The organism is Sphingomonas sp. R1 (genome assembly GCF_025960285.1).
In the GTDB taxonomy this organism is placed as follows: Bacteria; Pseudomonadota; Alphaproteobacteria; order Sphingomonadales; family Sphingomonadaceae; genus Sphingomonas.
This window is the reverse complement of sequence record NZ_CP110111.1, coordinates 2,526,162-2,546,213: the sequence shown is the minus strand read 5'-3', so window position 1 is coordinate 2,546,213 and position 20,052 is coordinate 2,526,162. Positions and strand designations below refer to the sequence as shown.

Below are 20,052 nucleotides of genomic sequence, written 5' to 3'. Positions count from 1 at the left end.
CGCATGCCCGCGGGGAGACGTTCCCTGCGCACGAACGCAAAAAGGCCGGGCATCCGCGCCCGGCCTTTCCGAAATCACGATAGCGACTGCCCCGCTTACTGATTCATGCTGTCGAAGAAGTCTTCGTTGGTCTTCGAATCCTTCATCTTGTCGAGCAGGAATTCCATCGCGTCGACGGTGCCCATCTGCATCAGGATGCGGCGCAGCACCCACATCTTGGTGAGCTTTGCCTTTTCGACCAGCAGCTCTTCCTTGCGGGTGCCCGACTTGCCGACGTCGAGCGCCGGGAAGATGCGCTTGTCCGCCACCTTGCGGTCGAGGACAATTTCCGAGTTGCCGGTGCCCTTGAACTCTTCGAAAATCACTTCGTCCATGCGGCTGCCGGTATCGATCAGCGCGGTGGCGATGATCGAGAGCGAGCCGCCCTCCTCGATGTTGCGCGCGGCGCCGAAGAAGCGCTTCGGGCGCTGCAGGGCGTTGGCGTCGACACCGCCGGTCAGCACCTTGCCCGAGCTCGGCACCACGGTGTTGTAGGCGCGGCCGAGGCGGGTGATCGAGTCGAGCAGGATCACCACGTCCTTCTTGTGCTCGACCAGGCGCTTGGCCTTTTCGATCACCATCTCGGCGACCTGGACGTGTCGCGTGGCCGGCTCGTCGAAGGTCGAGCTGATCACTTCGCCCTTCACCGAACGCTGCATGTCGGTGACTTCTTCCGGGCGCTCGTCGATGAGCAGCACGATCAGGAAGACCTCGGGATGATTGTCGGTGATCGCCTTGGCGATGTTCTGCAGCAGCACGGTCTTACCGACGCGCGGCGGCGCGACGATCAGCGCGCGCTGGCCCTTGCCCTGCGGCGCGACGATGTCGATCACGCGGGCCGACTTGTCCTTGACCGTGGGGTCGAGCGTGTCGAGGCGCAGCTTCTGCTCTGGGTAGAGCGGGGTCAGGTTGTCGAAGTTGACGCGGTGGCGCACCGCATCCGGATCGTCGAAATTGACCTTCACCAGCTTGGTCAGGGCGAAATAGCGTTCGCCGTCCTTGGGCCCGCGAATCTCGCCCTCGACCGTGTCGCCGGTGCGCAGGCCGAACTTCCGGACCTGGTTGGGGCTGACATAGATGTCGTCTGGGCCGGCGAGATAATTGGCTTCGGGCGAACGGAGGAAGCCGAAGCCGTCGGGCAGCACTTCGATCGTGCCTTCGCCCATGATCTGGTCACCCTGTTCGGCCTGGGCCTTTAGGATGGCGAAGAGCAGGTCCTGCTTGCGCAGCGTCGACGCGCTCTCGACGCCCAGTGCCTCGGCCATGGTGACCAGCTCGGCGGGGGCGGTTTTCTTGAGGTCCTTGAGATGCATGGAAGGTCCGGAATTTCGTAGGGGGAGAGCGTCGATCGGCGATGTGTACGCGCAGGATTCGATGCTTGGAGGAAGGATGTACCGGGGTTCGGTACACGGCTACAAAATTAGGTAGCGGGGTGCTCCAAGTCAACTGCGATTCGGCGCAGATCTAGGCGCGCTGATCGCGATGATTCTCAGAAGGGCTTCACCTCCGCGAGAATGACGATGAAGACCAGCGCCAGCGCCGGGACTTCGTTGAGGAAGCGCAGCGTGAGGGTCGCGATCGGCGCCTCGCCGCGGCCCAGCTTCCGGGCATAGCCCACCGCCCAGCCATGATAGCCGCTGAGCAGCACGACGAGCAACAGCTTTGCGTGGAGCCAGCCGATCCCCGCCTGCCCGTCGAACAGCCCGATATTGGCCGAGAGCGCCAACCCGAGCACCCAGACGATGAGCATCGAGGGGGTGAGGATCATCCGCTTGAGCATCCCCTCGCGCTTGGCCCAGGCCGCCGCCTCGGGCGTGCCGAGCGCCTCTTGGTGGTGGATCAGGTAGCGTGGGAACAGGAACAGCCCCGCCATCCAGAATATCACGAAGATGACGTGGAACGCCTTCACCCAAAGATAGGCACCGCCCAGCCAGCCGATCATGCCGAAGTCCCCCGCACGCGGGCCAGCAGCTGCTCGACATGCGCGATCGGCGTGTCGGGCAGGATGCCGTGCCCCAGGTTGAACACATGCGGCCGCTCCGGGAACGCCGCGAGGATTCGGTCGATGGCGTTGTCGAGCACCGCCCCGCCGGTGATCAGCGCCAGCGGATCGAGATTGCCCTGCACCGGCAGCCCCTCCGGCAGCACCGCATTGGCCCAGGCGGGGTCGACCGTCTCGTCGAGTCCGATCGCATCGACTCCGGTTTCGCGGGCATAGGCGGCAAGCTTGCCCCCTGCCCCCTTCGGAAATCCAATCACGGGCACCAGATCCCGAACAGCGGCCGCGATCCGGGCGTTGGGGGCGATCACCCAGCGTTCGAACTGGGCGGGGCTGAGGCTACCCGACCAGCTGTCGAACAACTGCACCGCCTCGACGCCGGCCTCGGCCTGGGCGCGGAGATAGGCGATGGTCTGGTCGGCAATGCGATCCACCAGCGCCTGCATCAGACCTTCGTCGCGATAGGCAAGGCGGCGTGCCTCGGCCTGCTCGCGGCTCCCCTGCCCGGCGATCATGTACGTCGCCACGGTCCAGGGAGAGCCCGCAAAGCCAAGGAAGGTGGTCGTGGGGTCCAGTACCGCCTTCACCCGTCGAATCGTGCCGTAGATGGGCTCCAGGACGCTGGAATCGGCATCGAAGCCGTCGAGCACGTCCCGCGCGGTCACCGTCGGGGCGAGTCTCGGGCCTTCGCCGGTCTCGAACCACAGCTGCTGGCCGAGCGCCATCGGCACCACGAGGATGTCGGAAAACAGGATTGCCCCGTCCATGCCGAAGCGGCGGATCGGCTGGAGGGTGATTTCCGATGCGGACTCGGAGTCCATCGCGAGGGCAAGGAATCCCCCCTTCTCGGCACGGAGCGCGCGATATTCGGGCAGGTATCGCCCAGCCTGGCGCATGAGCCAGACGGGCGGAACGGGCTGGCGAGTCCCTTGCAGGGTCGCGAGCAGCGGCTTGGAAGCGCTAAAGGTCAGAGCCGGGATCCCACTACTAGAAGATTCGATTCTCAGGATGTTGGAGTCTGTTGGCCGGTGAAAGCCGGGGCTTATGGCGATGTGAGTCGGTTGCCAACAATTTGACTCCTGTCGCCATACGGAATCGCACGGATTCGGAAAATCTGTCCACAAGACTCACAGCCTGTGCATGGAAAGGACAGGCTGGGGATGCGGCTGTGGACGAATCAGTCGGGCTTTCCCGAATCTCGGCGGGTTGGCCGGGTGCTGCGGTTACGCTACCGCTTGTTCGTCATGTTATGCACAGATCGCTCCCCAGCCTGATGCGGCTGCACCTGCACCTGCTCTCGGATTCCACGGGCGAGACGCTGGAAAACATCGCCAAGGCGGCGCTGGCGCAGTTCGACGATGTCGAGCCGCTCCGCCATTTCTGGCCGATGGTGCGCAGCGAGGCGCATCTGGAACGCATCCTGCAGGAGATCGCGCAGAACCCCGGGCTGGTGATCTACACGCTGGTCAATCGCGACATCCGCCGCATGCTGGAGACGCGTTGCCGCGCGCTGGGCCTGCCGGCGATCGCGCCGCTCGACCAGGTGAGCCACGCGCTCTCCAACCTGCTCGGCCAGGAAGCCAAGGCCCGGCCTGGCCGGCAGCACATGCTCGACGCAGCCTATTTCGCGCGGGTAGACGCGATCCAGTTCACCATCGCGCATGACGACGGCATCGGCTGGGAGGATTGGGAGGAAAGCGACATCCTGCTCGCCGGCGTGTCGCGCTCGTCGAAGACGCCGACGTCGATCTATCTCGCCAACCGCGGCTACAAGGTCTCGAACATCCCGGTCGTGGTGGAGTCCCCGCCCCCAGCCAAGCTGTTCCAGCTCAAGCGGCCGCTGATCGTCGGGCTCACCACCAGCGCCGACCGGCTGGTGCAGATCCGCCGCAACCGGCTGCTTTCGCTCAACCAGGCGCCCGAGACCGACTATGTCGATCAGGAAGCCGTGCAGCGCGAGATTGCCTTCGCCCGCCGGATGTTCGCCGACAATGGCTGGCCGGTGATTGACGTCACCCGCCGCTCGATCGAGGAAACCGCCGCCGCGATCATCCAGCTGTGCAACGACCGTGAAATGGACCGCCGATAATGCCCACTCTTGTTCTGGCCTCCCAGAGCGCCTCGCGCCGGGCGATGCTCGATGCCGCGGGCGTGGCGCACGAGGCGCTGCCGGCGCTGGTCGATGAGGCAAGCGCCAAGCAATCGCTTCTCGCGGAGGGCATCTCCCCCCGCGATCTCGCCGATGCGCTCGCCGAGCTGAAGGCGCTCAAGGTCTCGCGCATGGCCCCGCAGGCGCTGGTGCTGGGCGGCGACTCGCTCGTCGCGCTCGATGATGGCAGCCTGCTCGACAAGCCGGAGAGCCGCGAACAGGCCCGCGACCATCTCCAGCGCATGTCCGGCAAGACCCACGACATCTACAGCGCCGCCGTGATCGCCGAGGGCGGCCGCCCGGTTTGGCGGCATGTCGATCGTGCGCGGCTCCACGTCCGCCCGCTGAGCGCGGCGTTCATCGAATCCTATCTCGATCTGGAATGGCCGGCGATTGCCGGCTGCGTCGGCTGTTTCCGGATCGAGGGGCCGGGCGTGCAGCTGTTCAGCCGGACCGACGGCAGCCATTTCACCATCCTCGGCATGCCGCTGCTGCCGATTCTCGACTATCTGCGCACCCGGGGAGTGATGGCCAAGTGATTCGTTATGCCGAGGTGATCGGCGATCCGATCGCCCATTCCAAATCGCCGATCATCCACAAGTTCTGGCTCGATGCGCTCGGCATCGAGGGCGACTACCGCACGACCCACGTCCGCGACGAAGATCTGGCCGGCTATTTCGACCGCGCCCGGCACGATGCCGAGTGGCGCGGCTGCAACGTCACCATCCCGCACAAGCTCGCGGTGATGGATCTGGTCGGCGATCCCGGCGGCGTGCGCAGCACCATCGGCGCGATGAATACGGTGATCCGCGGCGAGGACGGTACGCTGATCGGCACCAACACCGATGCCGGCGGCTTCTTCTCGCCGATCGCCGGGCTGGAGCTGGAAGGCCGCCACGCGGTGGTGGTCGGCGCGGGCGGCGGCGCGCGGGCGGTGCTGTTTGCGCTGGCGCGGGTCGGGATCGGCAAGGTGACCATCCTCAACCGCAACGTGCTGAAAGGCGCGGCGCTGCTCTCCAGCTTCGGCGTGAAGGGCGACGCGCTGCCGATCGGCGCTCCCCTGCCGGCAGCCGATCTGCTGGTGAACGCCAGCCCGCTTGGCATGGACGGCCAGCCGCCGCTCGACCTGAACCTCGATCCGCTCCCCGAGCATGCGGTAGTGTACGACATCGTCTACGCCCCGTTGGAGACCCCGCTGCTCGCCCAGGCGCGAGACCGGGAGCTGGACACGGTGGACGGCCTCGAGATGCTGGTCGGCCAGGCCGCGCTGGCCTTCGAACTGTTCTTCGGCGCCGAGCCCCCGCGCGACCGCGACGAGGACCTGCGCGCGCTGCTCACCGCATGAGCGGGCGGCCGATCGTGCTGGGCCTCACCGGCTCGATCGGCATGGGCAAATCGACCGTGGCAGCGATGTTCGCGGCGAACGGGGTGCCGGTGTTCGACGCCGATGCGACCGTGCACCAGTTGCAGGGCCCGGACGGCGCGGCGGTTGCGGCGATCGAGGCGGAGTTCCCGGATACCACCAGCGCCCTAGGCGTGAATCGCACGCTGCTGCGCGAGGCGGTGGTGGCCGACCCTACCGCCTTCGCGCGACTCGAAGCGATTTTGCACCCGGCCGTCGCTGAAGCACGCGAGTCGTTCCTCGCTGCGCATGCCGAGTCGCCGCTGGTCGTTCTTGACGTACCGTTGCTGTTCGAGGCCGGCGGCTGGCGCCACGTCGACAAGATCGCCGTCGTCTCGGCTCCGCCAGAGGTGCAACGCGCGCGTGTCCTCGCCCGGCCGGGCATGACCACCGAGCGCTTCGAGGCCATCCTCGCCCGACAGATTCCCGATGCGGACAAGCGCGCCCGCGCCGATTTCGTCATTCCCACCGGCGAAGGGCTGCAGGTTACGGAAGATTGCGTACGCGCGGTGATCGCTTGCCTCGCGCCGCCTCCGGGTGGATAAGCGCTCCATGCGGGAAATCGTGTTTGACACCGAAACGACGGGACTCAGCTTCTCAGGCGGCGATCGCCTCGTCGAAATCGGCTGTGTCGAGCTGGTCAACCGGGTGGCCACGGGCAACCATTTCCACGCCTATATCAATCCCCAGCGGCCGATGCCGGTGGAGGCGTTCAACGTCCACGGCCTGTCCGAGCGATTCCTTTCCGACAAGCCGCTGTTCGAGGACGTCGTCGAGGACCTGCTCGCTTTTATCGGCGACTCGCCGCTGGTCGCGCACAATGCCGGGTTCGACTTTGGCTTCCTGAATGGCGAGCTCGGCAAATGCAGCCGGCCGCTGGTCGATCTCGGTCGCATGGTCGACACGCTGGTGCTCGCGCGCACCCGGCATCCCGGCGCCAAGCATACGCTGGATGCGCTGTGCAGCCGCTACGGTATCGATCTCAGCGCGCGCACGCTGCACGGCGCGCTGCTCGATGCGCAGCTGCTGGCGCAGGTCTATGTCGAGCTGACCGGCGGTCGCCAGATCACGCTGGGGCTTGCCGAGGAAGTGCCGGTGATGCCGGAGACCGTCGCCGAGGCGCCGAGCCGGGTACACGTCCGGCCCGCGCGGCGATTCACCGCGAGTGCGGTGGAACTAGAACGGCACGCAGCGTTTCTGAAGTCCCTGGACGAGCCGCTATGGGGTGTTCCCACAATCGACGCGGTTCCGGCGCAGCCCTAGGTCGCTCGTCCCTAATTGAAGTGGAGGTACATATGGATATCCGGATCTCTGGGCATCAGGTCGACACGGGCGAGGCGCTCAAGACGCAGGTGACGGATCGGGTCCAGGGTATCGCCGACAAGTATTTCTCCCGCGCCATTTCATCGCAGATCACCTTCGGCAAGGGGCCGCACGACAACGGCTTCAAGTGCGATATCGTGATGCATGTGACGCAGGGGCTCGTGCTCAAGGCGACCAACAGCGGCATGGAAGCGCATGGCGCGTTCGACGGCGCCGCCGACCGGATCGACAAGCAGCTCCGCCGCTATGTCCGTCGTCTCAAGGATCGTCGCCCGAACGAGGTGATCGCGCTGGCCGAGGGCGGCGCCTATGACAATGGCTTCGACAATGCCGGCTATACGCTGTTCCAGGAGCCCCACGCCGAGGAAGAGGACGTCGCCGACGCCCCGCTGGTGATCGCCGAGACCCGCGTCGACGTGCCGGAGGCGACGGTATCGGATGCGGTGATGATGCTCGATCTGCGCAATACCAATGCCTTGCTGTTCCGCAACAGCGGTACTGGCGCCTATAATATGGTGTATCGCCGCGGAGACGGGACGATCGGCTGGGTTGAGCCTAACCGCGCCCCGGCGTAAGGCGCCAGCCTGCCTGCGGGCAGCCGCTTCTTTGGAACGAGTAATGACTGATTTGAGCGATTTGCTCGTGCCGGAGGCGGTGCTCGCCGGCATGATGGCGAGCAACAAGAAGGCGCTGTTCCAGCAGCTGGGCACGGTCGCGGCGGCGGCGCACGGCGTCGACGCCCGGCTGGTGGCGGAGCGGCTTGCAGAGCGCGAGCGGCTGGGCTCGACCGGCTTCGGCGGCGGCATCGCCATCCCCCATGCGCGGCTGGACGATCTGCCGCGTGTGTGCGGCGTCTTCGCACGCCTCCCCCAGCCGATCGATTTCGGCGCGGTCGACGATCTCCCGGTGGACCTGGTGTTCATGCTGCTTTCGCCGACCAACGCCGGGGCCGAGCATCTCAAGGCGCTCGCCTCGGTGTCGCGCCGCCTGCGGGAGCGGGCCTTTGCGGAAAAGCTGCGCGGTGCCGGCTCGCCCGACGCGCTCTATGTGCTGCTGACCGGAGTCGAGGCGCGTGACGCCGCCTGAATCGGCGCCAACCGGGGCCGAGGCGCATTACCGGGCGCTCGAATCGCTTTACGCCGCGGCACCGATCAACCAGCTATTCCCCTCGGTGCTGGAAATCCCCGAGGCAGGCGTGGCGCGCATCCGGTTCGAGGTGGATGCCCGCTATTTCCACGCGGCCGGTGCGACGCACGGCACCAGCTATTTCAAGATGCTGGACGATGCCGCCTTCTACGCGGCGAACAGCCTCGTCACCGATCGTTTCCTGCTCACCACCGCCTTCAACCTGTTGCTGACCAGGCCGCTGCCCGAAGGCCCCGTCGTTGCCGAAGGCCGCTGGGTCAGCGGACAACGCCGCGTATTCGTGGGCGAGGCGCGGCTGATCGATGCGAACGGCGAGGAAGCCGCGCGTGGCACCGGCACCTTCATGCGGTCTCGCATCCCCCTCGCCACCCTTCCCGGCTATCGCACCGCATGACACCGCGGCTGACCAGCGCGATGCTGGTGAGCGCGCTGGTACGGCGAGTCGATGCCGCCGGCGGATCGGCGATGGTGCTCGCCAAGGGCGATGCCACGTCCGGCGCCATCCTGCTCCTGCTGCTCCAGCGCGGTGCCGATCCGCGCTTCGTCGAACGAGGAATCGGCCCGGACGGCCTGCCCGCCCTGCTGCCGTCCGGACCCGGGGATCTCGCCGACGAGTCCGGGGCGCTTGCCTATTGGCGCCGACGCCGCGCGCGCGATGCGGATCTCTGGGTCGTCGAACTGGATATCGCAGGCGCCGAACGGTTCGCCGCTGAAACGATGAACCTTTGTTGACACCTTAACCCTTGCCCGGCCAAGCGAGGTTCACAGCAAGTCGCGTTGTGCCGTTCGAGGTGTGAAGTCGATCGGTTACGCAGTCGGGGGGTAAGCCCGGCGGCAGCTTCTCTCGGGAGAAACTCCGTCTCGCACCAACCGCATAGTATTGATATGCAATGAAGTTTCTGCCGCGGGCTGCCACGTTTGCAGCTGTGACCTTCTGCGCTGGGGCACTTGCCAATGCCGCCACGCTCAACCTTGCCCCGCTCTCGCAGCAGGCCCAGCAGGTTCAGGCCACGGTTCAGACCGCGCCCATCCAGGCAGAAAACGCCTCGCCCGCCCAGCAGGTTCCCGCCCCTCAGGCCGCGGTAGAACAGCAAGGCGATGACGATATCAGCCCCGAATATGCCAGCCTGTCCGATGCGGTAGCCGCACAGCAGGATGCCGCCGCCGCACTGAAAGAGGATCGCGAGCTGCGCTGCCTGGCGACCGGCGTCTATTACGAAGCGCGCAGCGAGCCGCTTTCCGGCCAGCTCGCCGTTGCCGACGTCATCCTCAACCGCAGCACCTCGGGCCGCTTCCCGGGTTCGGTCTGTTCGGTGGTGACCCAGAAGGGGCAGTTCTCGTTCGTTCGCGGCGGCAAGCTGCCCACGCCGCCCGCCAATGCGCAGTGGCGCCGGGCGCTCGCGGTGGCGCAGGTCGCCCGCAAGAATCTATGGGAAAGCCCTGCCGAAGGCGCGCTCTATTTCCACGCCCGCTATGTCGGTGCGAGCGCCGCCCGCACCGTGGCGACCGTCGGCAACCATATCTTCTATCGCTGATCGTCCGCGCGTCGATCGCGCCTGAAGGGCCGCCGAAGCGATTCGGCGGCTTTTCCGTGTTCGCTTAATGTTCTAGAATGCGGGCATGAATGCCCATCAGCCGCTCCCCGCATCGCCGCCTTCTCCCGCCGAGGCGCTTATCGCCGCGGATGTGGTGCGCGGAGTCTGCCGGATGCTGTTGCGGCATGATTGCGTGACGATCGCGGAAGTGCCGCTGGAGGGTGGCCGGCGCGTCGATCTGATGGCGCTGGATGCGCGCGGCAATATCGTCATTGTCGAGATCAAGGTTTCGCGCGCCGATCTGCTCGGCGACGCCAAATGGCCGGAATATCTCGCGCATTGCGACCGTTTCTTCTGGGCGGTGCCGCAGGGGTTCGATCTGCGTCCGCTCGACCAGCCGCATTTCCTGCCAGAGCGCACCGGCGTGATCGTCGCCGATCGCTACGACGCGGCGGTGGCGCGGGAGGCGGCGACGATTCCGTTGGCCGCCCCCGCACGCCGCAAGGCCACGCTCGCCTTCGCCCGCCGAGCGGGGCGAAGGCTGCTGGGCATGCTCGATCCCGACGTCGCCGACGGGTTCTGATCGCGCCCTAGAGCTTGGGTCCCGCTGCCGCGGCGGCGCGACCGACCTTCGGGGCGTCGGCCAGCAGCTTGGCGATCGTGGGGTAGCGGGTCTCGCGCTTGGCATATTCGCGCGCCGAGAGTCCGCCGCCGAAATCCGAACGATCGGGATCGGCACCGGCATCGAGCAGCTTCTTCACCACCTCCGGATCATGCGCCAGCACCGCGCGGATCAGCGGGGTGACGCCGCCATTGTTGGCGAGGTTCACATTCGCCTTCTTGGCGATCAGCGCGTCCACGCCGGGTCCCCAGCCAAGCCCGGCGGCGAAGATCAGCGGCGTGTTGCCTTCACGATCCTGGATGTTCACGTTCACGCCCGGCTGGTTGATCAGCACGGTCAGATAGGTCGGATCCTGGCGCTTGACGACGATGTGCAGCGCCGCCTCGCCGGTGCCATAGGGATCCTTCACATTGACCAGCGAGGTGGCCTTGTCGCGCAGGAACTCGTTGACCTTGCCCCCATCCTGCTTACGGATCGCGTCGAGGAACTGGATGCTTTCGCGCGGCTGGCCCATGCCCTGGGCGAGCGCCGGCAGCGGCAGGAGTAGAAATGCCGCGGCGGCGGCCTGGGCGAGACGGAACTTCATTGTGTGATCGATACCCTCGTTACCGGCGGGAATGGCGTGGGTCGTCCTAACAGAGCTTGGCGGTGGATACCATGAACAGCATGTTTCGCGGTGTGATTGCAGCAACGCTGCTGACGCTTGCTGCGTGCGGCGCAGGGAGCCCTGGCGAGGCGCCGCTGGCCGGAGCCCGGATCGGCGGCCCCTTCGCGCTCGTCGACCAGAACGGCAAAAGCGTTACCGACGCCGATTTCGCCGGCCGCTACCGCATCGTCTATTTCGGCTACACCTATTGCCCGGACGTGTGCCCGACGGATCTCGCCAAGATCGGCGCGGCACTGCGCACGCTGGACAAGCGGGCACCCGCGACGGCGGCGAAGATCGTGCCGCTGTTCGTCACGATCGATCCCGCGCGCGACACGCCCGCACAGCTCAAGCTCTATGTCGGCAATTTCCATCCGCGGCTGATCGGGCTGACCGGCACGCCCGATGCCATCGCGGCGGTGGCGAAGGCATATGCGGTTGCCTATATGAAGCAACCGACGCCGTCGGGCTATCTGATGGGGCACACGCAGGTGGCCTATCTGATGGGTCCGGACGGCAAGCCGATCACCAGCCTGCCGCTGGAGAAGGATCCCCCGGCGATCGTCGCCGAGCTTGAGCATTGGGTGCGGTGACCATCAAATTCTGGGAAGATCTGCCGCTGGAGGCGCTCGACCGCGCGCAATGGGAAGCCTTGTGCGACGGCTGCGGCAAATGCTGCCTCCACAAGCTGGAGGACGAGGAGACGGGCGAGCTGTTCGCCACCAACGTCGCCTGCAAGCTGCTCGATCGCCGCATGGGGCTGTGCAAGGACTATAAGCACCGCCGCGCCTATGTGCCCGAATGCGTGCGGCTGACGACGCGGAACGTGCGCGACATCGAATGGCTGCCGACCACCTGCGCCTATCGCCTGCGCGCGAATGGGGAACCATTGCCGGAGTGGCATTATCTCGTCTCCGGTGACCGCGAGGCGGTGCACCGGGCAGGCGAGTCGACCCGCGGCTGGACCATCTCCGAGGACGACGCCGGCGATCTCGAACATCATATGACGGACCGCCGCCTTTGATCGACGGGCTCGAGGTGATCCGCCATCCCCGTGCGCGGCGGATGCGGCTCGCGATTGATCCCCGCGACGGCAAGGTGCGGCTGACGATCCCGCCGCGCGCCAACCTGGCCAAGGCGATGCAATGGGTCGGCGAACACCAAGGCTGGATCACCGCGCAGCGCGAACGCCTGCCCGGCGCGCGGCCGTTCGTGCCGGGCGCCACCCTCCCCTTCGCGGACGGCGTCCTGACGATCGTCTGGCCGGTGGCGGGGGTGCGCGGCGTGCGACGCGAGGGAGACCAGCTGCTCTGCGGTGGGGCCGAGGAAGGCCTGGGTCGCCGGGTCGAGCGATGGCTGCGCGCCGAGGCATTGCGGGTGCTGAGCGAGGAGACCGCGCATTATGCTGCGCTGGCCGGCGTGCGTGTCACCAAGGTCGCGATCGGCGATGCGCGTAGCCGCTGGGGGAGTTGTGCCTCGACCGGCGTGATCCGCTACAGCTGGCGGCTGATCCTCGCCCCCAGCGCAGTGCGGCAAGCGACCGTGGCGCATGAAGTGGCGCACCGGGTCCATATGAACCACGGCCCGGACTTCCACGCGCTGGTGGAGCAGCTGTACGGCGCCGATCCCACGCCCCACCGCCACTGGTTGCGCCAGCACGGCGCCGGACTGCACTGGGTGGGGCGGACCTGACCGGGCCGCGCGCCGCCCCTTCCCATGGGAAGGAGTGCACGCAAGCCGATCAATATTCGTCGTTGGGGCGCTGTCCCTGGGGTGCAGGCTGGCGCTGCGGCGGGCGGCCCGGCTGCTGCTGCGCCGGTGGACGGCCGGTCATCCGGTTGATCCAGTCGCGATCGAGCTTCTCGCCCTGCTGCGGCTGGACCGGCGCCGGGCGACCGCCCTGCTGCGCGGGTGCGGTCCCATCGACATCGTCGCCATCCTGCGGATCCACCGGCACCTGCGGCGGCGGGGCGATCGGGTTGCCGTCCTGATCGACCATCATGCCGTTGTCGGGGGCCCCATAGGCGTCCTCGTCCGGCTCCAGCATGTTGTCGGGCGGCGTCAGCTGCGTCTCGAACTGCTCGACCGGACGGTTTGCGACGGCCTGGATCATGAAGTCGTGGAAGGCGCGCGCGGGCGCACGGCCGCCCTGCAGGCCGGGCACGACCTTGGCATCGTCGCGGCCCATCCACACGCCGGTGGTGAGGCCGCTGGAGAAGCCGATGAACCACCCATCCTTGTTGGAGGTGGTCGTACCGGTCTTGCCCGCCACCGGGCGGCCGATCTGCGCGGCGCGACCGGTGCCGGTGGCAACGGCGGTCTGCATCAGATCGATCATCTGCGCCGCGACATAGTTGGCGACGAGCACATGGCTCGTATCCACCTCATGCTGGTAGATCACCTTGCCGTTGGCGGTCACGCGAGTGATGCCATAGGGCGTCACCGCCACGCCGTTATTGCCCACCGAGGCGAAGGCGCGGGTCATGTCGATCAGGCGCACGTTGGAGGTACCGAGTACCATCGCCGGCTGCGTGTTGATCGCCGTGGTGATCCCGAAGCGCTTGGCCATGTCCGCTACGGTGGTGAAGCCCACCTCCTGGCCCAGCTTCGCCGCGATCGTGTTGACTGAATAGGCGAAGGCGGTGCGGATCGAGATCGGCCCGCTGTTGCGCCGCGAATCGTTGCGCGGGCTCCAGCCGTCGATCGTCACCGGCTCGTCGACCACGACGTCGTCGGGTTTGTGCCCGGCTTCCAGCGCCGCGAGATAGACGAACAGCTTGAACGAGGAGCCCGGCTGGCGCTGGGCCTGCGTCGCGCGGTTGTAGATCGAGGACACATAGTCCTTGCCGCCGACCATCGCGCGCACCGCGCCGTCCCGCTCGATCGAGACGAGCGCGCCCTGCGCCCCGTCCGGCGCATTGGCGCGGATCGCCGCATCGGCGCTGCGCTGCATGTTGAGGTCCAGCGTCGTCCACACGTCGAGCGGGGCGTCCGTCTCGTCGATCAGCGTCTCCAGCTGCGGCAATGCCCAGTCGGTGAAGTAGCGGACGCTGTTCTGCTTGGGCTCCGGCGCCAGCTGCACGGCGTGCGGATCGGTTGCGCTGGCCTGCGCCTCGCTGATCTTGCCGGCATCGGCCATCAGCTTCAGCACGACCGTCGCGCGATCAACCGCAGCCTCGGAATCGGCGGTCGGCGAATAATGCGAGGGCGCCTTGACCAGCCCGGCGACGATCGCGGACTCGCCGAGCGAAAGGCTGGTCGCAGGATGGCCGAAGAACTTGCGACTGGCAGCGTCGATGCCATAGGCGCCGCCACCGAAATAGACCTTGTTCAGATACAGCTCGAGGATCTGCCGCTTGCTGAACTTGCGTTCCAGCGCCAGCGCCAGGATGGCTTCGCGGATCTTGCGACCGACGCTGTACTTGTTCGACAGGAAGATGGTGCGGGCCACCTGCTGGGTGATGGTCGAGCCGCCCTGCAGGCGGCGGCCCTCGTCATGCAGCCGCTTGGCGACCCAGAAGATGCGCGCCACGCCGATCGGATCGACGCCCCAATGGGATTCGAACCGGCGATCCTCCGTCGCGATGATCGCGTCCTTCATCGCCTGGGGGATCTGGTCGTACTGGATCCACTCGCCATAGCTCGGCCCGAGCGAGACCAGCACCGTGCCGTCCACCGCGTGAACCCGGATCATCTGGCCGTTGGGCGAGGATTTCATCTCGTCGAAGCTGGGCAGCGTGGAATGCGCCGAATAGACCGCGATCACCAGCGCGATGAAGGCGATCAGTGCCACCCCCACGCCGCTGATAAACGACCAGAGGAAGAACTTCTTCCAGAAGGAGCCCCGGCGCCACCAGGGCGCAGCTGCGGTTTTCGATTTCACGGCCATGTACGGCGTGGTCGATTACAGGGTGCGGGGCCTTCCTACAAGGATCAGGCGGCCGAGGTGGCCGCTGCGCGCGGCCGGAACTCCAGGCTGACCGAATTCATGCAGTAGCGCAGGCCGGTCGGCGGCGGGCCATCCGGGAAGACATGGCCGAGATGGCCGTCGCAGCGAGCGCAGCGCGCCTCGATCCGGCGCATGCCGTGGCTGATATCTGCATGCTCGCTGACGTGGTCGGGCGCCACCGGCTGGGTGAAGCTGGGCCAGCCCGAGCCGGAATCATATTTGTCGATGCTGTCGAACAATTCGAGCTGGCAGCCGGCGCAGCGATAGATGCCGTCGGCCTTGTTGTCGTTGTACCGGCCGGAAAAGGCGCGTTCCGTGCCCGCCTGGCGCAACACGTGGAACTGCTCGGGGGTGAGGCGCTTGCGCCATTCGGATTCGGAGAGATTCAGCTGTTCCATAGCCTCGGATGTGGGTCCGAGCGCCGATTCCGTCAATCCGGGGAAGGCCCTCAATCCGGGATGGTGATCCGCTGGACGATCGCGCCGCTGTCGCGCAACTTTGCCTTCAGCACCTCCGGCTTGGGAGCGTAAAGAAAGCCGAAGCTCACCGTGCCCTTGCGCGTCCGCACGGCATGGTGGAGCCGGTGTGCCTGCACGATCCGCTTCATGTAGCTGGATCGGGGAATGTAGCGGTGGCGGATCCGTTTGTGCACGATCAGGTCGTGGAATCCGAAATAGATCGCGCCATAGGCAGCGATGCCGGCACCGATCCAGGTAAAGCCAGGCCACCAGCCGAGCTGAACGCCGCCCAGCAGCAGCACGAATGACGGCACCGCGAAGATCGCGGCATAGAGATCGTTCAGCTCCCAGTTGCCGGTACGCGGCCGATGATGGCTGGCGTGCAGGAACCAGCCGGGTCCGTGCATGATCCAGCGGTGCGCGGCATAGGCGAAGATTTCCATGCCGAGTACGGTTGCGAGGAACAGCAGAGAAGCGTTGAGCGGCGACATGCCGTCCATGTAGGCGATTGCGCCCCGCCATTCCATTGACTTTGCCCAAACGGGCAGGATCAGCTTTCCGGCATATCCAGCAGGTCGGCGCCCATCGCCGAGATCAGCCAGTCATGGAAAATCTGCACGGGGCGCAGCGTCAGCGCGCGGGGGCGGCAGACGAACCAGTAGCTGTAATGGCTCTCCACCGTCAGATCGAACAGCTGGACCAGCCGGTCGTCCCGGGCGGACTGGTAGTGGGATTCGAGCATGAAGGCGACGCCGAGTCCCTGCGCCGCCGCTTCCAGCATCAGATTGCCTGAATCGAACAGGTCTATCGCCGCGGGTTCGAGATCCGGATAGCCGGCCGCCATCCGCCAGGCGGTGAAGGTCTCGGGCATTTCGCGGTGGACCAGCGCGGTGAGGCGCGACAGATCGGTCGGGTCGCGGACCGGGTTCGGCCCCTCCACCAGCGACCGTGCGCCGATCACGTGCACCCGGTTGCGATCCAGCCGGCGCGAATAATAGCCGGGGTCGATGTCCCGGGCGATGACGATCGCAGCGTCCAGCCCGTCCCCGAGGCGGGCCATGCCGTGGCTGCCGGTATCGACGTCGAGGTGCAGCTGGGGATGCTGCTTCTTGAGCTCGGGCAGGCGGGGCAGCAGCTGCTGCGTCGCATAGAGCGGCAGCACGCCCAGGCGAAGCCGCAGCAATTCGCTGCCGCTGGTCATCGTCTCGATCGCATCGGTCATCGTGTCGAGCGCGGGGGCGATCAGGCTGAGCAGCCGGTCGCCGTCGTCGTTGAGGCGAAGCGATTGGTGGCGACGTTCGAACAGCGGCTTGCCGATGAAGCGTTCCAGCGCCTGCACTCGCCGGCTAAGTGCCGGAGAAGACAGGGCCAGCTCCTCGGCCGCGGCCTTGATCGAGCCCAGGCGAGCCACCTGGACAAAGGCTTCGATCGCAGTGAGCGGCGGAAGGCGACGCATCGGATCCGACTCTCTCAATTGTGCAGTGCAGCATGCGCGAAGCGGATGCCGTTGCTGCGCGCAACCGCCCGGCTCCCTCCCCACCAGTATCGCTACTGACAACAGTGATTGCAAGTCCTGCATCTACGCGGTGTAATTTTCGCACTTGCACAAAACCGTGCCGCACCGCACATAGGGGGTGCCTTTCAGGCATCCTCTCCTAAAACTTTCCAAGGCCGCCCTTTTTGAGGCGGCCCTTTTTTTTGCCTCCGCCGTTCTTAGCTTTCGGGCCTACCGCCACGAAGGAAACCAGAATGGCCGATGACGAATCCCGCAAACGCCGGCTCCAGGTCGCCAACGCGCGGCCCGAGGACAGCGGCCGCGGGCTCGCCCATATCCCGCGCAGCTTGATGGCAGCGCTCGGCATCACCGAGGGCGATGTGATCGAGATTGTCGGCAAGCGCACCACGCCTGCGCGCGCCGTCCTTCCCTACACCGAAGACGAAGGGCTCGAGCTGCTCCGCATCGACGGGCTTCAGCGTGCCAATGCCGGCGTCGGCTCGGGTGATTTCGTCGAGGTGCGCCGCGTTGATTCGAAGCCCGCGACTCGCGTCGTATTCGGCCCTGCCCAGGCGAATCTGCGCCTGCGCGGCACCGGCGAGGCGCTCAAGCGCACCTTCTTCACCCGCCCGCTCACGTCCGGCGACACCATCGCCACCGTCGGCCACCAGCGCGCCGATGTGCCGCCGAACGTCCAGCAGTTCGTACGGGCACCCGCCTATGCGCTGCAGGAAATCCGCCTGACGGTGCTCTCTACCGTCCCGCGCGGGGTGGTCCACATCGACGAGAACACCGAGGTCGAGCTCCGCACCGAATATGAGGAGGCCAAGGAGAGCCGCCGTGCCGACGTCACCTATGACGATATCGGCGGCATGGCGGGTACGATCGACCAGCTGCGCGAGATGGTCGAGCTTCCCTTGCGCTACCCGGAGCTGTTCCAGCGTCTGGGCGTCGATCCGCCCAAGGGCGTGTTGCTCCATGGACCGCCCGGCACCGGCAAGACGCGGCTTGCCCGCGCCGTCGCAAATGAAAGCGACGCGAGCTTCCACCTGATCAACGGCCCGGAGATCATGGGCTCGGCCTATGGCGAATCCGAGCAGCGGCTGCGGCAGGTGTTCGAGGAAGCGGCGAAGAATGCACCCTCGATCGTCTTCATCGACGAGATCGACTCGATCGCGCCGAAGCGGGGCCAGGTGACCGGCGAAGCGGAGAAGCGCCTCGTCGCGCAGCTGCTGACGCTGATGGACGGGCTGGAAGCGCGCGCCAACATCGTCGTGATCGCCGCCACCAATCGTCCCGAGGCGATCGACGAGGCGCTGCGCCGCCCGGGCCGGTTCGATCGCGAGATCGTGGTCGGGGTACCGGACGATCGCGGGCGCCGCGAGATCATGGGCATCCACACGCGGGGCATGCCGCTGTCCGAGGATGTCGATCTCGAGGAGCTTGCGCGCACCACCTACGGCTTCGTCGGCGCCGATCTCGCCGCGCTGACCCGCGAAGCGGCGATCGAGGCGGTTCGCCGGATCATGCCGCGACTCAACCTCGAGGAAGGCACGATCCCGCCGGAGGTGCTCGACACGCTGTCGGTCACCCGCGACGATTTTCTGGAGGCGCTCAAGCGCGTCCAGCCCTCGGCAATGCGCGAAGTGATGGTGCAGGCGCCAACGGTCCGCTGGGAGGATGTCGGCGGGCTCGACGATGCGCAGATGCGGCTCAAGGAAGGTGTGGAGCTGCCGCTCAAGGATCCGGACGCGTTCCGGCGCCTCGGCATCCGCCCCGCCAAGGGTTTCCTGCTGTACGGGCCCCCGGGCACCGGCAAGACGCTGCTCGCCAAGGCCGTGGCCCGCGAGGCGCAGGCGAATTTCATCGCCACCAAGTCGAGCGACCTGCTGAGCAAATGGTATGGCGAGAGCGAGCAGCAGATCGCCCGGCTGTTCGCCCGTGCCCGCCAGGTCGCACCCTGCGTGATCTTCATCGACGAGCTCGATTCGCTGGTCCCCGCCCGGGGCGGCGCGATGGGCGAGCCGCAGGTGACGGAGCGCGTGGTCAACACCATCCTTGCCGAGATGGACGGGCTGGAGGAGCTTCAGTCGGTGGTGGTTATCGGCGCGACGAACCGGCCGAATCTTATCGACCCCGCGCTGCTGCGCCCGGGGCGGTTCGACGAGCTCGTTTATGTCGGCGTGCCCGACAAGACCGGGCGCGAGCGGATTCTGCGCATCCAGACCGCCAAGATGCCCTTGGCGCCGGACGTCGATCTTGGCGCGATCGCCGAGCAGGCCCAGCGCTACACGGGGGCCGATCTGGAAGACGTTGTTCGCCGCGCCGGCCTCGTCGCGTTGCGCCAGTCGCTGGCCACACGGGAAGTGACGATGGCCCATTTCGAGGCAGCGTTGAAGGATTCGCGCGCCACCGTCACGCCGGAGATGGAAAGCGAGTATGAAGCCATGCAAGGCAAGCTGAAGCAGCAGGCCTCGTCGATCCAGCCGATCGGCTTCATCGCGCCGGGGATGCTGGAAGGTCGGGGGCCGAAAGGCTAGACTGCCGGCTTCAAGGCCGCCGATGACCATGGCGTCGTCGGCGGTCCTTTCTTTTTCAAGCGAGCAGCATGGCCGATCCGAACCCGCTTCAACCTTCCAATCGCCAATGGTTATGGCCGGCGCTCGCCCTGCTCGGCGTGTCGCTTGCCGGACTGGCGGCATTTCTCTGCCTGCGCTTCGCCAGCGGATTCGCGTTCGACCCCGCCTTGCTATTGGCGTTTCGGACGCCCGGCGACCTTGCCACCCCGATCGGCCCGGCCTGGCTGCTGCAATCGGCGATCGATATCAGCGCGCTCGGCGGCTATACCGTATTGTGGCTGGCGGGAGCGGCGACGCTGATCTTCCTTCTCGCGTTCGGCAAGCGCTCGGAGGCCCTGCTGCTCGGCGGGTCGCTGATCGGCGCGTCGACGATCAATGCGCTGCTGAAGATCTTCCTCCATCGCCCGCGACCCGAGGTGGTGCCGCACCTCGCTCATGTATCCAGTGCGAGTTTCCCGAGCGGCCATGCGATGATCTCGGCCGCCGTCTACCTCACCCTGGGAATCATGGTCGCGCAGACTCAGCAAAGCCGATGGGCGCGTGCCTATCTGCTCGGCTTTGCCGTGCTGCTGGTGTTGCTGATCGGCTGCAGCCGCGTGTTTCTCGGCGTCCACTGGCCGTCGGACGTGCTGGCCGGCTGGTGCTTCGGGGCAATCTGGGCGCTGTGCATGTTCGCGCTCAACGCGCGGCTGCACCGCCGCTAGGATTTC

Annotated in this window: 24 protein-coding genes; 16 read left to right on the top strand and 8 right to left on the bottom strand. The window is 66.5% G+C overall.

What is annotated here, in order from left to right; all coding sequences use genetic code 11:
• Positions 1-95: 95 nt before the first annotated feature.
• The 3 genes from rho to hemE form a co-directional block, all read right to left on the bottom strand.
• Positions 96-1,352, bottom strand: coding sequence for a transcription termination factor Rho (gene rho / locus OIM94_RS12210; RefSeq protein WP_010542711.1), 1,257 nt, complete (start codon positions 1,350-1,352; stop codon positions 96-98).
• 176 nt (positions 1,353-1,528) lie between these two features.
• Positions 1,529-1,981, bottom strand: a complete 453-nt coding sequence (locus OIM94_RS12205) for a CopD family protein (protein WP_264606992.1) — start codon at positions 1,979-1,981, stop codon at positions 1,529-1,531.
• Positions 1,978-2,934, bottom strand: a complete 957-nt coding sequence (hemE, locus tag OIM94_RS12200; protein ID WP_264606991.1) for a uroporphyrinogen decarboxylase — start codon at positions 2,932-2,934, stop codon at positions 1,978-1,980. The genes OIM94_RS12205 and hemE overlap by 4 nt, the downstream gene beginning before the upstream one ends.
• A 377-nt stretch (positions 2,935-3,311) precedes the next feature.
• Between hemE and OIM94_RS12195 the strand changes: the two genes are divergently transcribed.
• The 11 genes from OIM94_RS12195 to OIM94_RS12145 all read left to right on the top strand — a co-directional run bounded on the left by OIM94_RS12195 (position 3,312) and on the right by OIM94_RS12145 (position 10,176).
• Positions 3,312-4,127: a pyruvate, water dikinase regulatory protein gene (locus OIM94_RS12195; protein ID WP_264609903.1), complete on the top strand. Its 816-nt coding sequence runs from the start codon at positions 3,312-3,314 to the stop codon at positions 4,125-4,127.
• A gap of 44 nt (positions 4,128-4,171) precedes the next feature.
• Positions 4,172-4,726: a Maf family protein gene (locus OIM94_RS12190; protein ID WP_264609902.1), complete on the top strand. Its 555-nt coding sequence runs from the start codon at positions 4,172-4,174 to the stop codon at positions 4,724-4,726.
• Positions 4,723-5,532 (top strand): shikimate dehydrogenase, encoded by an 810-nt coding sequence (gene aroE, locus OIM94_RS12185; protein WP_264606990.1) that lies wholly within the window; start codon positions 4,723-4,725, stop codon positions 5,530-5,532. Before OIM94_RS12190 ends, aroE begins: the two co-directional genes overlap by 4 nt.
• Positions 5,529-6,134 (top strand): dephospho-CoA kinase, encoded by a 606-nt coding sequence (coaE, locus tag OIM94_RS12180; protein WP_264606989.1) that lies wholly within the window; start codon positions 5,529-5,531, stop codon positions 6,132-6,134. The genes aroE and coaE overlap by 4 nt, the downstream gene beginning before the upstream one ends.
• A 7-nt stretch (positions 6,135-6,141) precedes the next feature.
• Entirely contained in the window at positions 6,142-6,852 is a 711-nt protein-coding gene (gene dnaQ, locus OIM94_RS12175) for a DNA polymerase III subunit epsilon (protein WP_264606988.1), read from the top strand.
• Positions 6,853-6,884: 32 nt separating this feature from the next.
• Positions 6,885-7,487 carry a ribosome hibernation-promoting factor, HPF/YfiA family gene (gene hpf / locus OIM94_RS12170; RefSeq protein WP_264606987.1) on the top strand — a complete coding sequence of 201 codons (603 nt, stop codon included), beginning with the start codon at positions 6,885-6,887 and terminating at the stop codon, positions 7,485-7,487.
• Between the two features lie 43 nt (positions 7,488-7,530).
• Positions 7,531-7,998: a PTS sugar transporter subunit IIA gene (locus tag OIM94_RS12165; protein WP_264606986.1), complete on the top strand. Its 468-nt coding sequence runs from the start codon at positions 7,531-7,533 to the stop codon at positions 7,996-7,998.
• A complete protein-coding gene (locus tag OIM94_RS12160) occupies positions 7,985-8,452 on the top strand; it encodes a PaaI family thioesterase (protein ID WP_264606985.1) in 468 nt (155 codons plus the stop codon). Before OIM94_RS12165 ends, OIM94_RS12160 begins: the two co-directional genes overlap by 14 nt.
• Entirely contained in the window at positions 8,449-8,790 is a 342-nt protein-coding gene (locus OIM94_RS12155) for a DUF1491 family protein (protein WP_264606984.1), read from the top strand. The genes OIM94_RS12160 and OIM94_RS12155 overlap by 4 nt, the downstream gene beginning before the upstream one ends.
• 194 nt (positions 8,791-8,984) lie before the next feature.
• Positions 8,985-9,593: a cell wall hydrolase gene (locus tag OIM94_RS12150; RefSeq protein ID WP_264606983.1), complete on the top strand. Its 609-nt coding sequence runs from the start codon at positions 8,985-8,987 to the stop codon at positions 9,591-9,593.
• 85 nt (positions 9,594-9,678) lie between these two features.
• Entirely contained in the window at positions 9,679-10,176 is a 498-nt protein-coding gene (locus OIM94_RS12145; RefSeq protein ID WP_264606982.1) for an MmcB family DNA repair protein, read from the top strand.
• A 7-nt stretch (positions 10,177-10,183) separates the two neighbouring features.
• Here the strand turns inward: OIM94_RS12145 and OIM94_RS12140 are convergent, their stop codons facing one another.
• Positions 10,184-10,801, bottom strand: a complete 618-nt coding sequence (locus tag OIM94_RS12140; RefSeq protein WP_264606981.1) for an ankyrin repeat domain-containing protein — start codon at positions 10,799-10,801, stop codon at positions 10,184-10,186.
• Positions 10,802-10,872: 71 nt separating this feature from the next.
• Between OIM94_RS12140 and OIM94_RS12135 the strand changes: the two genes are divergently transcribed.
• Genes OIM94_RS12135 through OIM94_RS12125 form a run of 3 tightly spaced genes read left to right on the top strand, consistent with a single transcriptional unit; the run spans position 10,873 to position 12,553 of the window.
• Positions 10,873-11,454: an SCO family protein gene (locus tag OIM94_RS12135; RefSeq protein WP_264606980.1), complete on the top strand. Its 582-nt coding sequence runs from the start codon at positions 10,873-10,875 to the stop codon at positions 11,452-11,454.
• A complete protein-coding gene (locus tag OIM94_RS12130; RefSeq protein WP_264606979.1) occupies positions 11,442-11,885 on the top strand; it encodes a YcgN family cysteine cluster protein in 444 nt (147 codons plus the stop codon). The genes OIM94_RS12135 and OIM94_RS12130 overlap by 13 nt, the downstream gene beginning before the upstream one ends.
• Positions 11,882-12,553, top strand: a complete 672-nt coding sequence (locus OIM94_RS12125; protein WP_264606978.1) for a M48 family metallopeptidase — start codon at positions 11,882-11,884, stop codon at positions 12,551-12,553. The genes OIM94_RS12130 and OIM94_RS12125 overlap by 4 nt, the downstream gene beginning before the upstream one ends.
• 49 nt (positions 12,554-12,602) lie before the next feature.
• Here the strand turns inward: OIM94_RS12125 and OIM94_RS12120 are convergent, their stop codons facing one another.
• Genes OIM94_RS12120 through OIM94_RS12105 form a run of 4 tightly spaced genes read right to left on the bottom strand, consistent with a single transcriptional unit; the run spans position 12,603 to position 16,724 of the window.
• On the bottom strand, positions 12,603-14,750 hold the full coding sequence (locus OIM94_RS12120) for a transglycosylase domain-containing protein (RefSeq protein WP_264606977.1): 2,148 nt from the start codon (positions 14,748-14,750) through the stop codon (positions 12,603-12,605).
• 44 nt (positions 14,751-14,794) lie between these two features.
• The gene (gene msrB, locus OIM94_RS12115; protein ID WP_264606976.1) at positions 14,795-15,208 is read right to left on the bottom strand and encodes a peptide-methionine (R)-S-oxide reductase MsrB; all 414 of its coding nucleotides are present in this window, start codon (positions 15,206-15,208) and stop codon (positions 14,795-14,797) included.
• Between the two features lie 50 nt (positions 15,209-15,258).
• Positions 15,259-15,795: a sterol desaturase family protein gene (locus tag OIM94_RS12110; protein ID WP_264606975.1), complete on the bottom strand. Its 537-nt coding sequence runs from the start codon at positions 15,793-15,795 to the stop codon at positions 15,259-15,261.
• Between the two features lie 23 nt (positions 15,796-15,818).
• Positions 15,819-16,724 carry a LysR substrate-binding domain-containing protein gene (locus OIM94_RS12105; protein WP_264606974.1) on the bottom strand — a complete coding sequence of 302 codons (906 nt, stop codon included), beginning with the start codon at positions 16,722-16,724 and terminating at the stop codon, positions 15,819-15,821.
• A 293-nt stretch (positions 16,725-17,017) separates the two neighbouring features.
• Here OIM94_RS12105 and OIM94_RS12100 point away from each other — a divergent pair, with 293 nt between their 5' ends.
• A complete protein-coding gene (locus tag OIM94_RS12100) occupies positions 17,018-19,303 on the top strand; it encodes a CDC48 family AAA ATPase (protein WP_264606973.1) in 2,286 nt (761 codons plus the stop codon).
• A gap of 68 nt (positions 19,304-19,371) precedes the next feature.
• Positions 19,372-20,046, top strand: coding sequence for a phosphatase PAP2 family protein (locus tag OIM94_RS12095; RefSeq protein ID WP_264606972.1), 675 nt, complete (start codon positions 19,372-19,374; stop codon positions 20,044-20,046).
• The last annotated feature ends 6 nt before the right edge of the window (positions 20,047-20,052 follow it).